The organism is Spirosoma litoris (genome assembly GCF_054776755.1).
The window spans coordinates 86,548-101,942 of sequence record NZ_BAAHBI010000007.1 but is presented as its reverse complement, the minus strand read 5'-3'; the positions used below and the strand labels follow the sequence as shown (position 1 = coordinate 101,942).

Sequence of the window (15,395 nt, the reverse complement as noted above, 5' to 3'; positions counted from 1 at the left end):
GAGTTTGGATAAGGCTAGCGCATGCTAAAGTCGTCGTAGTGAAATCGGCGTTGGTCAAATTGGTAGGAATCCAGTCCCTTTCGTAAACATTGCGCGAAGGCAGGCGGACCGCAGAACCAAAAACTGCTATTATGCAAACTGCCCACAACAGTTTGTATTGAATCGACCGTCAAATACTCTTTTTGGCTGGAGTTCAAATGGTAGAAATTAACACCACTTTGTTGACAGAGCAAGGCCAGCGAAGCAGGAAATATAGTGTCCTGATCGCTTCGTGTAGAATACCAGAAATCAATTGGTTGTGTAGTGCCGCCCTGATTGGCCAGATACGCCAGACGGGCTAGAAATGGAGTAATGCCGATGCCGCCAGCTACCCATATCTGCCGCTCGCTGGAATCGTTGAAGGTAAACTCACCGTACGGGCCTTCAACGTCCACAACTTGCCCAACCTGAAGCTGATGAAGTAAGTTGCTCGTGAAGTTTCCCAGCTCTTTGATGGCGAAGCGCAGCCGAGTTGGGTCATCTCCCGACGAAGCGATCGTGAATGGATGCGGTTCGTTGTCGTGAGCAAATCGGAGAAAAGCATATTGGCCGGGTTGATGAATAAACGGTTTTTTAAGGGTTGCCAATTGTATCTCCAGAATGCCATGCGGGTGTTTGTCAATGTGCTGAATAACAGCGGTTGTTTTGCGTGATGCGCCAATTTGCTGGAAAAGGCCAATAATAGCAGCCACGACACCGATGACCAGTAGCATTAACAGTAAATAGCCTGCCGGAGTCGCGAACCAGCGTTCTTTGAGCGGGGCAGTTGCTCCATGATAAGCCGCGATTAGGAAAATACCCGGAAAAAGTTTATGCGACTTTCGGAAGATATGATACGGAATCCTCGCCGATAAGGCAATTAGTATCATGATAACGAGGGCATAAAATACCCATTCCGCCAGAAATGTACCGCTCGTAAAAAGGCCAATTTCCAGCTCTGAAAAACTACTCCCATCGGTCAATTCGCCCGGATTCGGAATAATTCCCAATTCGACTAACCATTCCGGAGCTTTTTCGCCGAGCCAGTGGAGAATAACGAGTATCGTTGAAACGATTCCGGTCCATTTATGAACGATATAGGCTTTATCTAAGCCACGCATCCAGTGATTAACCATCGGCAGCCGTACCGAAATAATCATCGACACCACCATTAAGGAAATGGCTGAAAGTCCGGTTAAGTACACAAATTGTTCCCGAAATTCCCAACTGGTGGGATTGGCTATCAGGTGTTTAGGGCCGGGTGATAAGGCAAAAATCAGGCACGCGATTCCCAAGGCTCCCGCGATCCATTTAGTTGTTGTCATACGTGATGAAAAGAGAGTGGGAGAGTGGCGTGCGATTCATGACGACGACTTCCCTAGTTATTTTGATGCGACAAAGCTAGAGCGCCATTAAGCCTTCGAGCGATAACATTTGTTACAAAATAGGGTAGGACTACGATTTTTGCCGGGCGATTTTCTGTTTGATCCGGCTCAAATGAACCCGGCTAATTCCCAGATAAGAAGCAATGTAATGCTGGGGCACACGCTGCACAATGTGCGGGCGGTGCGTTAACAGCGCCAAATACCGTTCTTGCGGAGTATCCCGAACAAAGGACAGGAAATGTTGCATGTAATGCAGCGTCCGATCAAACATGGCTTCCAGAATTTGCTCTCGTATGTCGGCCCGCTCACTTACTTCGGCCAGAATCCAGTCCAGATCCGTTTTGTCGATCCACCAAAGGGTACAGGGTTCAACGGTTTCGATAGCAAACAGGCTTGGGATACTCTTTTTAAAACTTTCGATGGAAGAGACTGTATTGTTTTCAAAAAAGAATTGGAAGGTAGTTTCTTCGCCTTTATTGGTAAACCACACGCGTAAACATCCTTTTTCAATCAGGTAGGCTTTTCGGGAAACCTCGCCTTCTTGTAACAGAATGGTCCGGGCTGGCACGTCGATCCGGTTAAAGCACGTTGCGTAGGCGTCCCATTTTTCGGGTGTGAACGGAAACCTCGTTCTAAATTTTTCAAGCATATCGACAGATTAACGGAGCCAGCCCGTTTTTTAATAAATATCCGCTATACTACGCAACCAGATTAGGATATTGTAAGTTATTCAACCAGGCTGACTTCCTGGAGTCAATTTTGTAAATTAGGCTATGAAAACAAGCAAATGGTCGAACGAACTGTCAATATTGACTCAACTGGCCTCCACACTTAAGCTGGTTGATTCAGTATTGAATCGAACCATCGAGCATTCTCAGATACAGGGACATACCGACTATGTGCATGAACATAAAGTGCGGCTTGCTGAAGTACAGGAGAAGCTGAATGAAATTAACGACGAGCGTCAGGGGCTTGCTTTATTACACGAAGCGGCTGTATTGACGGGCAATTATACAGAGTCGCTAAAGCGTTAAGCACCCTATAACAAGCGAATAGGTCATACGTCAACCAATGGATTGACGTATGACCTATTCGTTTATAGTCGGCAATAGTTAGTGGAAGCATTGCTTTCGATTGCCTCCGCTGAACTATAAAACTGCGCCTAATTCGTGTTTTGTTTGGTCAACAATGGGACGATTTCTGGCCAGTAATTACACAATATCCAATGCATATTGTTTGTACCTCTGAAGGCCAACAGTAGTGAGGACGCCGTTTGGGGAGAAGCTGTTGTGAGAACAAAACTTAGTGTGGAGTGAATAGAATCCAGCTCAGAACGACTGAACTCATTACCCCAACTTCGAGGCAATACACCCGGAAATTCTACCTCAGTGGCAATTAATGTTTTGATGTACTCTTTGAGCAAGCCAGTGTTCGTTTGACTGTTCATGATTGTAAAGTTATCTACATATAGTGACTAAGGTTTACTTGTTTCTAGTACTTGTCCAATTTAGATTCTAGGGATTCATTTGATTCTACTTGATGGTTTAGGGGTTGATTATCAGTAGAATATCGTCAATAGAATCCGATAGAATCAACCGCGCAGGCGAACCCAAGAATCTACATTGGTAAAGCACTAGTTTATGGGCTGACACAACATACGTTTTTTTTAAAATTCTGGATTTGTACCCCTTTAGTTTTCGTGAAAAAATAAAAATTGATCAAGATTCATGTGGATTTATAGATAAACATGTGATGTCTACTAGCATTTTGAAAAAGGTCAAACGAGAGATAGTGCAGGTGAGACTAGCTCAATTAGCTGCTTACTTTTAATACAATATGTTTAGCTAAGACTTCTCCCTCTCGCGTATCAAGCCAGCAAACAGATCGATCAATGATCTGCTGGACAGTGGCTTGGTAAAATAGTTTCTATCGATTCTTTTGATTCTATTGAATTGATAACCAGAAACTATAGCGTCAAAAGAATTGATAGAAACTACTTTTAACGACTACCAGTAGCTTTTTTATCGTCACTACTGCATCAAGTTCATATACCGCGTGGCGGTATTGGGTGAGTGGTAGACTATTGGTTCAATAGCAGACTGATTTTGTGGAATAAATCTGCTTGTGGAAGCAATTGAAGCCATGAGCAGGCTAATAGCGCAACCCAATAAGGAAGCAGATTTTTCTGCCATCGAAGGGGCCATTGGCCAATCCAAAGGAGACTTGCCACTAGAAAACAGAAGGTAAAAGGAGCCATCAGGCGCAAGTTTGGGGGGCTGAAAGGACTCATGATTCGTAGCGAAAATAAGGTCAATAGATATAAACAGGCAGTAAGTATAAATAACCCGGATAATCGATTGAGTTGTGGAGTCTTTTCGCTGGGTAATTGATTTCGCCGAAGTTTTCTGTAGGCTGTGCTAAATAGTATGACCTGAAGTACCAAACCAACCCAGGCCAGTTTAGTTGAATCGGTAGGGACAAAATCCCGGATGAGCAGGCATTCGTTCAAAAGTGCCCAGACGAACATTCTCGTCAATTCGAAAGCGGATTCGGTTGAAACAAATCGCTCTCCCCCAAAATACGAGCCTGAGAATTGTTGGTTTATCCAGAAATACACACTTAGACCACAAAGGCCGATCAAGGTGATCAGGAGCAGTTTCAGGCTTATTAAACGCGTTGGAAATGATCTCAAAAGAGGTTGGGTTTGGCGTGGAAAGAACCAGAGTAATATTGCGAGCAACCCTGTTATCCCAAAGACAAAGCCACCGGCATACCGGATCAGGAATAAACTATATCCAATGAGCAAAAGAGCAAACGCCCGACTGGCAATAGGCTTCAGTAAAAATTGATGAATTCCCCAAACCCATTCGGCCAGTAAGACCAGAAATACCGTTTCGCTCCAGGTATAAACCGCGATTTTCAGAAAGCTTCCAAGTGCCCAGATTGACAATACCCAGACTGCCTGAACTATGTCTAGCCTACGAATCCAGCAATAACCATAAGCGCCAATTGCGGCAAAGTTGACCAGCTTTGAGGCAGCTAAAATGGGCAATCCTGTCAAACCCGATACGATGGCAATCAGTGCCGAATAGCCAATGGGAAAAATTCCATTCCAAATCAATTCTCCTTGTTCAGTAATCACATAGCCACGGCCAGCCATAAGATTGGCTGCCGATTGGAGGTAATAGGCTGAATCAATGCTGGTGAATCGGTTTGGATTGAGCAGAATAAGACCTGCCAGTACAGCGCCCAGGCTACCATACGTAGCCAACAGAAAGTGTCGCTGACTCATCGATTTAGAATAACCCGGCCTGTCAGATGAACAGAACCTGGAGTTGGTAAATCGACACCATCAATCTGATAAAGATAGACACCATTGGGAAGTTTCGCACCATCATCAGATGTGCCATTCCAAAACCACTCGTTCTGCCCCACTCGTGGGGAGCCACGCAACGTGCGGATAGGGCGACCGGCTAAATCGCTTATGCGAACAGTCAGGTCCGTTGGTGCAGTAGCACCCGTCACCGAAACGACAAATCTGATTTGGTTGATAAATGGGTGGGATAAGCGCCTGCTCCGATCAGTTCACCCTGGTTTTTCACCGAAAAATGAATCCGGTAAGGAGCCGCCCGATTCCCACTTAAGTCGCTCCCGGTGGCTACAAACGTATAAAGACCAGCTGCTAACGGCTTTCTTGGTTGATAACTGAGTCGGAACGCGTTGGTACTATCGGCCGTTGCCCAGTGGGTTTCAGAACTACTAAACATAAGTCGCTCATAAGGACAACCGCCTGCCGAACAAGGATGTTGTAGGTATAAGTCTACTCCCGTTGTGTCAGTTCGCAGCAAACGCCTGTTTTCATCCTGTACCAACACATCGATCACTGGGCGAGCGGATACAAAATCGCCATCAGCGATGCGCTTTCCATCAAAGGCGACTTCGAGCAGTGGAGGTGTTGAGTCGATGCTGAAAGGTAGCCCGTTTGCCGACCCATCGGTGCTGATTTCGACGCTGTTATTCAACTCATTGCGTTCGGCGATTTGGTTTTCAGGATCGAGAACTAACTCAAAATAGGAGGGAAGCGTAGTCGCGTGACGATTGGGTATTAACCAGCTTAAGGTGTCGGCATAGAAGGGTGATTTTTCGGTGAAAAAGCGTTCATTAAGCAGATGGCCGTTCGCTTCATATTGTCGAATACGTACTGCTATTGGGCTGGCTGTCACTCGGCCATAGTTGACAATTACGACCGAAATACGAACCGAATCCGATTGTGTGGTTAGGGAATCGCCCTGACTATTTCGAAGGTGCAAACTGCCTGTAGCAAAGGCAAAATCGGGACTGGAATAAGGGAAAAGGCGCACGGCCGGATCACCTTGTAACGTCATTTGCTGGGCCGTGGTGATGTCGAAGATCGAGTTGTTTGTTTTCAGATAACGCCGGATCGTTTCCTGCTGAACAAGGCCAATGGATTGAGCAACGAATTGACTATCAGAAAGTACTTCGTATAGTTTATCCGAATAGCTTTTCAGGGGCGTAGCGAATCCATTGTAAGTATGAGCCAGAAAAAGTATGGCTCCCCGATTGGGGGTGAGAACCCAGTCGGTGCCAAACGTTGGCCTGCCGAAAAAGGTATTACCTGCCGCGCAGCCATTAACCAGCAAAAACGGATAACGGCCTTTATTTCGGTAACCCAGAATATCATTACTGACAAAGCCAATGTCAATATCGGCGACATCCAGACTCGAATGACCAAATAATGTAATCAGGCCAACGCCCTGATTGATAATCTCCGAAACGGGAATCGTCTCAACCAAATTGTCGGTTTGTTTCGACAGGGTTGTCACGCGGCCACCCGCAAATGGCGCTTCGATAACGGACTTGAACTCATCGACAAAGCTGCGGAATTCCAGTAATTCATAGCGGTTGCGTCCCCCGCTCAGATGGAGAACGTTTTTGCGCCAAAGTGCTGGTTCAGCTGTGTTTTCGTGTTCTTTAACCTTGTTCAGATAATCCAGCACGTTTTGCGGACTAGCCGTATTTAATCGACCGATGGGCATAGCCGGGACGTTAGCTGATTCGCCGTTCAACCCTTCAACCAGACCTATGTCGGAACCCGGCCAACCCGCGTTCGGAATTAAATCCAGCAGCGATGCATCGGGCAATTTTCGAACGCTTTGTGGATCGCGGGATTGCCCGATCAGAAACAAAAACTGAGGTCTGGAACTTCCTCGCAACATATAATCCGCAAATCGACGGATAGCTAAAGGATGACGTTCGCCATAGCTAAACTGATCGAACAACTGATCGATATTGAGCGTCAGGGTGTCATATTGACCTCCTGCATCAGAAGCTCGGTAGGTAGCATACGCCCGAACAGGGTCAGCTTCGGTTGCTGTAGGTTTCCTGAGTAACGGATGGGTGATGATCAGAAAGTTCGGCTTGCTTGGGTCTATTTGGCGAAACGAAACAGGCTTTAGTGACAATACCGTTTTTGGCTGGCTCGTTGCCAACAACAATCGATTTGTTTGAGCGTTCTGGATGACGCCTTGCCAATGGTCATTCACCCAATTTCCCTGTACCCTAACTGGATTGTTGAGATCGCTTATGTCGAATAATCGAGTTCCGGATGGGGCACTCGTAAGGTCGAGAAAAGAACGACCCTCGGCATTGGGACGAAGTCGCAGAACTTTCTGCTCCATACCAGCCAGATCGGTACGTTGTGGATACTGAATTCGTACATAAGAAACGGAAACTTCTTCGCCTGTTTCCTGCGGCTGAATACTAACTATCAGATTCCCCGAAGGATCTAAATCGGTAACCCGCCAATCAGCCTCAAACTGTGCCGTTTCGTAATCACCAAAACTTGCCTGTCCAAGCGCTCTAAGCGTTGTTGTTGATGAGCCTGCCAGACAACTTACCCGATGCACGCCCGCATTGCGACCTACCAGTAGGTAACTTAGTATAGGTTTAATCGGATTACCATTCTGATCTGAGACTGACTTGAACTTGGTAAGCGAAAAGGTTTGGTCGTATCGGTCAGTTGCTTTTATGAGTGGCCCCGTCCAGCCTTCGCCCGTGTCGTAATTTGTGAGGATGGCCCCGTTTTCATAACTCGCACCCAATGGATAAATCGTGCCTGCCGGATAGGTATCCGTAAAAATTCGCAGCTCTTCTTTCCAGTGATACGGCTCAGCAGTTAGGTGGCTATAAGCCGTATCGGTATAAGCAGCCATGCGCTTGCCGGGTTTGCCATCAAGTCGCCAGGTGAGGAAGTAAGCGGATGTATCGCTGAAGAGACTGTAGTAGGCGTGGGGTTGTACGCGCCGTTGACTCAATTCATTGATACGATACAGTAACGAATCCTGCGCGCCATCATTCTTTCGGCCATAAAACTCAATAAAGTCGTTGGTATCGAAGCGTTTATCCGTTTCACCTGCAATAAAAATAGCCTGTTCAATTCCCCGGTGGAATAGCTGGATTGTTGTTGGATCTAGTTGACCGACTGCTAGTCCAGCCTGTTGTAAGTCAGCTTTAGTGAGTCGGTATAGGCCATCTTCGGTAACTGAAATTTTGTAGTAGGTTTGCGTATAAACTATCCAGCGTGTTGGGTCGGGGTCACCTTTTTCCGTTTGGGCGATTGCTGGCCTGAAAACCAGCAGACTAAGCACATAAACAAGAGGTTTGATAACCTGTGCTATTCGAGAAAGAAAATCAAACAGATTCGCCATAAGTAACAAAATGGAGGATCAAATACACTTGTGACTTAGACGTGCAAAGCATTTACTAAGTAATGTCACGTTGTCATTAAAAATGATTCTTTTTGAGGCTAGTACTGAGCGTAGGTGCCTGGTTACCGAAATTGACTTCCTGGTTGGGTCTGTTTATTGATGTAGGGGTGAGTACAGATCTGCTGTGTTATTTCCATATATTCGGCCGGAGAAAGAGCAGCGTTATGAAAATTCTGATCATTGAAGATGAAGTTAAAACGATTCAGAGCATCAAACAGGGGCTTGAAGAGCATCAATGGGAGGTCGACATAGCGTATGATGGCACTATAGGCCTTCAACTGGCTACCCGATCGGCCTATGCGCTTATAATCTGCGATATTATCTTACCTGGCATGAATGGCCTCGAGCTAGTTCGAAAGCTTCGGGAAGCCAATATTTCGGTTCCTGTGTTGATGCTGACCGCTCTGGGAACAACGGATGATAAAATTGTAGGTCTCGATGCCGGAGCCGACGATTATCTGGTTAAACCCTTCGAATTTAGAGAGTTAATGGCGCGAGTCAGAGCATTAACTCGCCGGAATCATGGGCTGGTTCCCGTTACGAATCTGCTGAAAATAGCCGATTTAGAACTGAATCCCGATACAAAGCAAGTGATACGTGCCGGGAAGGAAATTGCACTGACCGCCAAAGAGTTTCAGCTCCTTGAGTACTTCTTACGCCACCAGGGACGCGTGATTTCCAAGGTTGAGCTGGCCGAGAAACTATGGGATCTGACGTTCGATACGGGTACCAACATCATTGAAGTGTACATCAACTTCCTTCGTAAAAAGATCGATAAAGATTTTGAGCCTAAATTGCTCCATACCCAAATCGGCATGGGCTATGTTGTAAAGTTATTGTCGTAATGATTAATATTCGCACCCGGCTCACCTACCAATTTGTCTTTCTGGTAACACTTATCTTGCTGTTTTTCTCGTTGGGAGTCTATTTCTTTAGCAAACTCTACCTCGAAAAACGATTTTACAAACGGCTTCAGGATCGCGCAATTACAACAACAACGCTTCTTTTTGATTTACAACAAACCGATAGCACGGTTTTGAAGCTCATCGATGCGGGCGGGAAGGAACCCTTGCTCAATGAAAATATTTCGGTGTACAACGGAAAAAACAGAGAAATTCTATTTTCGACAAACCCCGCTAATACCCAGTTTCACGAGCAGTTTATTACCCAACTGGATTCGACAGCCCAGACATTATACCTGCAAAAAGATGAATATCAGATTGTGGCCATTCATTTGACGAGCAGAAACGGCAATAACTGGGTGGTTGTCAGTGGAATTGATCAGGCCGGTAGGGAAGGATTGGAGGATCTGAAGCGAATCCTGATCGTCATGATTCTGGTTGCTATTTTGTTGCTGGGTATCTCGGGCTGGCTGTTTGCCGATCGGGCACTGGCGCCCATGTCGGGCATTGTTCAGCAGGTTAATACGATCTTTCCGGCTAACGTAGAGCGGAGAGTAGAGCACCCAAATCGATCCGACGAAATAGGGGTGTTGGTGGCTACCTTCAATCAACTGCTCGACCGCATTGAGCAAGCGTTGAAAACGCAGAAAATGTTTATTGCCAATGTATCGCACGAGTTAAAAAACCCCTTGACGAAGATCAATTCGCAGATTGATGTGGCACTTATTCAGAAGCGAAACCCCGAAGCTTATGAGCGAACGCTCCAATCGCTACAGGAAGATGCGCGTTCGTTAACCCAACTGACCAACACCTTGTTAGAGCTGGCAAATACGTCTATTCAGGCCAGTAAATTACCCTTCGAGCCGGTGCGGATGGACGAACTGCTCTGGGAGACGAAAACGCAGTTGCAATCCTGGCATGACGATTACGTAATCCAACTCACATTTACCGATTTTCCGGACGATGAAGAGGCTTTGGTCGTTCAGGGTAACCGGGCCTCGCTTAGTGTTTTGCTGATGAATTTAATGGATAATGCCTGTAAATTTTCGCCCACAAAAACAGCTTCGGTAAACTTCCGATCTAAAAAAGGAAGAATAACGATAACCGTTTTTAACGAAGGCCCGCAGATACCACAGGCGGATTTACCCTATCTATTTCAGCCATTCTTTCGAAGTAATGCCACGGCTATGTCGAGTCGGGGACATGGTGTGGGACTGGCCGTTGTCGCACAAGTTACTCAGATTCATCAGGGAGATATTGCTGTAACCTCAACGCCCAAGGGTACTACCTTTACGCTTACACTTTCCAGTATCGAGTGATTTTAAGGAGACAGAACGTTGGTTTTTGTGATTATTATGATAAATAAAGATCATAACTAGCTCATAATCACCATAAAAATCTGCATTCTGCCATTTTAAGGTAAATTTAAAGTCAGATTAAGTCCTAATTAAGTTGGGTGTCGTTGCTTTGCAGACAACCAATCAATCAGGGCAATGGAAGTACACGTGACGAACGAGAAGCAGGGGGCGCTGAATATGGCAGTTGGTGCTTTAATTGGCATTTTGGCCCTGTTGCTGTATCTGTTCCTTGGCTCCCGGAACGAAACGCTTGAAGTTCAAAAGCTCCTCACATCCAAAGTCGAGCAGTTTGCCTCTACACAACTTAAGCTCGATTCAATTTCAACCGTACTCGATCAGAAAATTGTTGAAGTGCGTAAGCTCGGCGGTAATGTGGCCGAACTGGAGCGAATCCGGCGGCAACTGGCGGCTGATAAAAAACGACTCAAGTACGATCTCAGCTTCTCGATTCAAAAATACACCTTGAAAATCCGGGATTACAAAAACTTCCTGGCCCTACACGAAGCCGACGTTCTTAAACTAAAAGACGAAAATGGCTCATTGCGAAGCCGCACCCGCGCGCTTGAAGAGGAAAAAGAAACGATCCTCAGCGAAAACGAAGGATTAAAGCATGAAAAAGCAGAATTAGCCAAAACGGTAGTCGATTACTCGCTTCAAAATGCCGACCTAGTCAATAAAGTAACGATGGCCTCTGCCATGAAAGCGGTTAATGTTGAAGCAGTTGCGGTGTCGGCTAATGGCAAGGAACGCCGGGGAGGAAGCTACAAAGCATCGCGCATCGACCGACTGAAAATCACGTTTATCATGCCCTCCAACCCCGTTGCAACCAAAGAAAATAAGGAAATCTACCTGCGCTTATTGGACGCTAACGGCGCTGTTGTCAGTGAAAGTGGTGTCGGTGGAATCTTGATGTATGAAGGTCACGAGCTTGGCTACAGCATTCGTCAAACGGTGCCATTTGAGAATAATGATCAGCGGGTCGATATCTTTTTTCGGCGTGATGGTGCCTACAAACCAGGAACTTATACGGCCGAGTTGTATTCGGAAGGGCTTCGTATTGGCGGAGGTCGTTTTGACGTAAAGTAATAAAGTCACCCAGTTGCTCAGCCTTAAAAATTAACTCCACGTTCAGGATATGGAAGCACTTTATCGACATATAGATCAACTGTCAAGAGGATTCAAAGTGGAAGGAAAACAGCTGATTCGCAGATATCGGGAATTTCCACTTGCCTATACCGTCATTGTGTATCTGTTTTTCTCAATGGCATTTAGCTACTATCCAATGGTCGATCATTGGCTGACAGGCTTTATCATGATGAGTTTGCCATTAGCTATTCCCTGTGGATTAGCCGCTTGTATTTACCTGTTTGTCAAACAAAAGCAGATGATCGCTACGGCAGGACTGATTTGGGTATTGTTCTCGTTTCTGGTGATGAAACGATTGGTTGGATCAAATGGGAGCGAGTTGGCGATGAGCCAGGCACAAACGCTCAATGTGCTGAGCTTTAACAGCGAAACATTCCCTACCAGCGCACAAAACGGATTTAACGCGTCTTTGCTGAAAGCCGATATTGCCTGTTTTCAGGAATATTCGCCCAATTCGCAGATCGAAAATCAATACGATGACCACGTCAAAAAGTTGAGTTGCTTTGATCAGGGACGAGAAATAGGGCTGGCGTTATTTTCCAAATACCCGATTGTTAATCAGTACGGTCGAATCTGGAGTCGAACATTCGCGCCCGACATTAACGGATTCATCTGTGCCGATATAGCCTACGGAGCCGATACTATTCGAGTCGTAAATGTCCATTTGTGGTCGATGGGGGTGCGTACGAATGAAGCAATCAGTGCCTTAAAGGCAGGCAATCTTAGCCAATTTGCTTCTGGTCTTTTCGATACATTTACCAAACTAAAAGAGGGTTTCGCGAATCGGAATGAGCAGTTTAAAGAGGTAGAAACCTACGTAGCCGGTAGTCGGTATCCGGTCATCATCTGTGGTGATTTCAACGAAACGCCCATGGGGTATTCGTACGGAAAGCTAAGCCAGAACTTCAGAAATGCATTCGAAGAGGCTGGTCAGGGACTAGGGTTTACCCTGAATCGTCATCCCTATTGTGCCCGAATCGATCAGCAGTTCGTTAGTTCCGACTGGCACATTAAAGCCTGTCAGACATTATCGGATATTTCCTTTTCAGACCATTTTCCGGTGCTAGCGCAGTATGTACTGAAGAAGTCGATAACCATACCCGCAGAAGTACTTGCCCAACGTAAATCCATTAGCCATTTAGTGGCTAAGAATTGATAATTACTAGCGCGAGTAGTTACTCGTGTCTACTCATTTCGTCAGCATTCGCTGACGCTCCTGTGTGTAAGGAGATTCACCTCACGGCAACGGCCGACCGTTGCCGTGAGGTAAAATACTCCACACTAAAACTTTTATTATTTACTCGATCCCGACAAAGGCACGAGCTGGGCTGCCAGGTTAGGCGTTTTCATGTCCTTGTCGAATGGGAACATGGGGCGCTTAATTCGTTTATAAGGCAATCGGGCCAGATCCTGATTAACCCCACCTGGCGTTAGAGCCATAATCCAGCCAGTTTGCATGGCATACAGTTCCGGCTCCAGATAGCCAATTTTCACGACGACGATAGCTGCTTGGCGAGGGGCAAGTCCCAAACGGGTGAAATCAATTTCCTTGTGGTAAGGCTTTCGTTTTTGGGTGATGATGATGTGCAGACTTCCTACCTTGATAACGGCTTCAACCTCGGCATCTTTATCGCCGTAAACGATCGACTCTACCGTTCCTTTTAGCGGCACAGGAGGAGCAAAACGAGCATCGACGGCTGCTCCGGCAGTTCCCTCAACATGACCGCCAACGCCTGCGGCAATTGCTTTCTTGATTAGTTCAGGTGCCGGAATAGACGCGTAAATCAATGTGGGACCATCTGCCCGCTGAAATTCTGGTCGGGCGAATAGTTGGGTGAGCGTCCAGGTCACATCGCCTGCACCACCAGCCGTCGGATTATCACCAGTATCGCTGATGAAAAAGGGATGTTTAGAACTGGTCAATGCATCCGCCAGACATTTATCCAGCGAACCGACAGGTGCTACAAAGTCGAATTGGTTGCGTACGTTCCAGAAATCGAGCGCCAGCTTCTCAGCAGCCTGCGTCACTTTTGCCTTATCATCACCAGTTACCATCACGACGGCGTGATTGCGAGGCTCATCGGCCCAGGCGTAACCAATCCAGATAGCTGCATCAACAATTCCGTTTTTATGATCGGCAATAGGCTCTACCTCGTGATACAGACTTTTACCCGGTTCGATGCGCGTACTCGTTTTTTCGCCAGGAAGCAGAATCGGTACGGGTATCCAGGCTTTATAGGCGGGTTTCCCTTTGCCCGTCTTGATACGCTCAAGGAGGTTCGTAACGGCCCGCTCCTTGGTTTGCATGGCATCTTCGTGGGGTGCCATCCGATAGCAGGTGATCAGATCGGAGTTTTGCGCTAATCGCCAGGAGACGTTGCCATGTAAATCCATCGAGGTGGACACCAATGTTTTATACCCAATCACTTTCCGGATTCGGTTCAGGAAATCTCCTTCGGGATCATCCAGCCCTACAACGCTCATGGCCCCGTGAATGTCAAAGTATAAGCCATCGTAAGGGCCGTACTTCTTCAACGAATCCAGTGTTTTATTGACCAGTGACTCATACGCCTGTCGGGTTACGGCTCCCCCCGGAAGCGATTTCCCGACAATGGCTGGCAGCCAAATCGCCTGTTTGCGCAGGGGCGAAATGGGCATCATAAATGGGTAAGCATTGAACACTTCCGGCCCATATCGGGCATGAAAGGCCTCTTCCTGCGTGAGGGCAGGGGAGAACGTACTAGATTCGATACCTAGACCCGCTATAGCGATTCTCGGTAAAGCTGTTGCCTGAGTAGTAGCATTTGATTGAGAAAAACCGTGAGTAACGGCAGAAAAACAGGCAAAAAGCCCCAGGAGGATATGTTTCATACCCCCAAGTTAACCGTTTTTCCAACGCATCCTATTGGTTCGCCAGTTGGCGCTGAGCAAGAATAGAAAGTATAGAAGGGGCACGTCGTCGGGCAATTTCAATCTGAGTTTGATCGGTCATGACGATGTAATTCGTGTCTCTTGAATTTTCTGCTGTTTTGCAGGACGAAATGTAGGCTTGATTGATAAGTGTTTTTTTATGAACGCGTAGAAATGTAGGCCATTGATCCGCAAACCATTTTAACGTTCGGCAAGAAAGAATAACGGCTCCATTTGCCATGTGTAGATAGCAATAATTAATGTTTCCTGTGAGATAAAGCACTGTCTGCGGGTCGTAATGATGCTCTCCGCGTTTGCCGAGAAGTCGTTTCATGGTTTTTGTTGAGTTTGGTGGATAATCTCTTTGCTAGCAACATGTTAATTGGGCTCAGTGTGGCATAGTACCTCCGCCTAGTTGTTCGACTACATCATTAATTCTGCGTCGACCAATGGGAAGCCGGATACCATTGCACATAATAAGATAAGCCGTGATTGTTGAAACCAGCACGCATCGATGAACATGCCGAGGGTTAATAAGACTACCCTTGTGAATTCGGATAAACTGTGGCCACCGATCGCTGTACCATTTTAAGGTTCTGCTGGAAAGTACTTGCTCGCCATTCTGAAGGTAGACAAACGAGTAATTTACATCACCGAGTAAGTACAGAATATCGTCTGGGTCAAAATTGTGCTGAAGCTGGGCAGCCGCCAATCGTTTCATTGGATCAATAGTATGGGAGTATGGGATAGATGCCCAAAAATATTGAGGCTAAACTAAATATAATAATATTTCGATCGAAAATAATTAATACCAACTAAATGTGCCTAAAAATATTGTTTTGTATGGTTAATAGTTTATTGGAATGTTGAATAAGAGCACAAATAAAA

14 protein-coding genes are annotated in these 15,395 nt (G+C 46.2%); 5 read left to right on the top strand and 9 right to left on the bottom strand.

Annotated elements, in window-relative coordinates; translation table 11 throughout:
- Window positions 1-14: 14 nt before the first annotated feature.
- Window positions 15-1,343 (bottom strand): ferredoxin reductase family protein, encoded by a 1,329-nt coding sequence (locus ACYVGR_RS04260; protein ID WP_460954040.1) that lies wholly within the window; start codon window positions 1,341-1,343, stop codon window positions 15-17.
- Between the two features lie 130 nt (window positions 1,344-1,473).
- Window positions 1,474-2,052, bottom strand: a complete 579-nt coding sequence (locus ACYVGR_RS04255; protein ID WP_460954039.1) for a Crp/Fnr family transcriptional regulator — start codon at window positions 2,050-2,052, stop codon at window positions 1,474-1,476.
- Between the two features lie 124 nt (window positions 2,053-2,176).
- Here ACYVGR_RS04255 and ACYVGR_RS04250 point away from each other — a divergent pair, with 124 nt between their 5' ends.
- A complete protein-coding gene (locus ACYVGR_RS04250; protein WP_460954038.1) occupies window positions 2,177-2,437 on the top strand; it encodes a hypothetical protein in 261 nt (86 codons plus the stop codon).
- 128 nt (window positions 2,438-2,565) lie between these two features.
- On the opposite strand, the gene ACYVGR_RS04245 is transcribed toward ACYVGR_RS04250, so the two are convergent.
- The 4 genes from ACYVGR_RS04245 to porU2 form a co-directional block, all read right to left on the bottom strand.
- Window positions 2,566-2,850, bottom strand: coding sequence for a hypothetical protein (locus tag ACYVGR_RS04245; RefSeq protein WP_460954037.1), 285 nt, complete (start codon window positions 2,848-2,850; stop codon window positions 2,566-2,568).
- A gap of 633 nt (window positions 2,851-3,483) precedes the next feature.
- Window positions 3,484-4,695, bottom strand: coding sequence for a hypothetical protein (locus ACYVGR_RS04240; protein ID WP_460954036.1), 1,212 nt, complete (start codon window positions 4,693-4,695; stop codon window positions 3,484-3,486).
- Entirely contained in the window at window positions 4,692-4,928 is a 237-nt protein-coding gene (locus ACYVGR_RS04235) for a FlgD immunoglobulin-like domain containing protein (RefSeq protein WP_460954035.1), read from the bottom strand. The genes ACYVGR_RS04240 and ACYVGR_RS04235 overlap by 4 nt, the downstream gene beginning before the upstream one ends.
- Window positions 4,925-8,131 carry a putative type IX secretion system sortase PorU2 gene (porU2, locus tag ACYVGR_RS04230; RefSeq protein ID WP_460954034.1) on the bottom strand — a complete coding sequence of 1,069 codons (3,207 nt, stop codon included), beginning with the start codon at window positions 8,129-8,131 and terminating at the stop codon, window positions 4,925-4,927. Before porU2 ends, ACYVGR_RS04235 begins: the two co-directional genes overlap by 4 nt.
- 224 nt (window positions 8,132-8,355) lie before the next feature.
- Here porU2 and ACYVGR_RS04225 point away from each other — a divergent pair, with 224 nt between their 5' ends.
- The 4 genes from ACYVGR_RS04225 to ACYVGR_RS04210 all read left to right on the top strand — a co-directional run bounded on the left by ACYVGR_RS04225 (window position 8,356) and on the right by ACYVGR_RS04210 (window position 12,753).
- Entirely contained in the window at window positions 8,356-9,036 is a 681-nt protein-coding gene (locus ACYVGR_RS04225) for a response regulator (protein WP_460954033.1), read from the top strand.
- Window positions 9,036-10,412, top strand: coding sequence for a sensor histidine kinase (locus ACYVGR_RS04220; protein ID WP_460954032.1), 1,377 nt, complete (start codon window positions 9,036-9,038; stop codon window positions 10,410-10,412). Before ACYVGR_RS04225 ends, ACYVGR_RS04220 begins: the two co-directional genes overlap by 1 nt.
- A 174-nt stretch (window positions 10,413-10,586) precedes the next feature.
- Window positions 10,587-11,537 (top strand): hypothetical protein, encoded by a 951-nt coding sequence (locus tag ACYVGR_RS04215; RefSeq protein WP_460954031.1) that lies wholly within the window; start codon window positions 10,587-10,589, stop codon window positions 11,535-11,537.
- Between the two features lie 49 nt (window positions 11,538-11,586).
- The gene (locus ACYVGR_RS04210) at window positions 11,587-12,753 is read left to right on the top strand and encodes an endonuclease/exonuclease/phosphatase family protein (RefSeq protein ID WP_460954030.1); all 1,167 of its coding nucleotides are present in this window, start codon (window positions 11,587-11,589) and stop codon (window positions 12,751-12,753) included.
- A 137-nt stretch (window positions 12,754-12,890) separates the two neighbouring features.
- Here the strand turns inward: ACYVGR_RS04210 and ACYVGR_RS04205 are convergent, their stop codons facing one another.
- The 3 genes from ACYVGR_RS04205 to ACYVGR_RS04195 are packed head-to-tail and all read right to left on the bottom strand — an operon-like array spanning window position 12,891 to window position 15,228.
- The gene (locus ACYVGR_RS04205; RefSeq protein ID WP_460954029.1) at window positions 12,891-14,468 is read right to left on the bottom strand and encodes a M81 family metallopeptidase; all 1,578 of its coding nucleotides are present in this window, start codon (window positions 14,466-14,468) and stop codon (window positions 12,891-12,893) included.
- 31 nt (window positions 14,469-14,499) lie between these two features.
- Window positions 14,500-14,841, bottom strand: coding sequence for a LytTR family transcriptional regulator DNA-binding domain-containing protein (locus ACYVGR_RS04200; RefSeq protein WP_460954028.1), 342 nt, complete (start codon window positions 14,839-14,841; stop codon window positions 14,500-14,502).
- A 54-nt stretch (window positions 14,842-14,895) separates the two neighbouring features.
- Window positions 14,896-15,228, bottom strand: a complete 333-nt coding sequence (locus ACYVGR_RS04195) for a LytR/AlgR family response regulator transcription factor (protein WP_460954027.1) — start codon at window positions 15,226-15,228, stop codon at window positions 14,896-14,898.
- Between the last annotated feature and the right edge of the window lie 167 nt (window positions 15,229-15,395).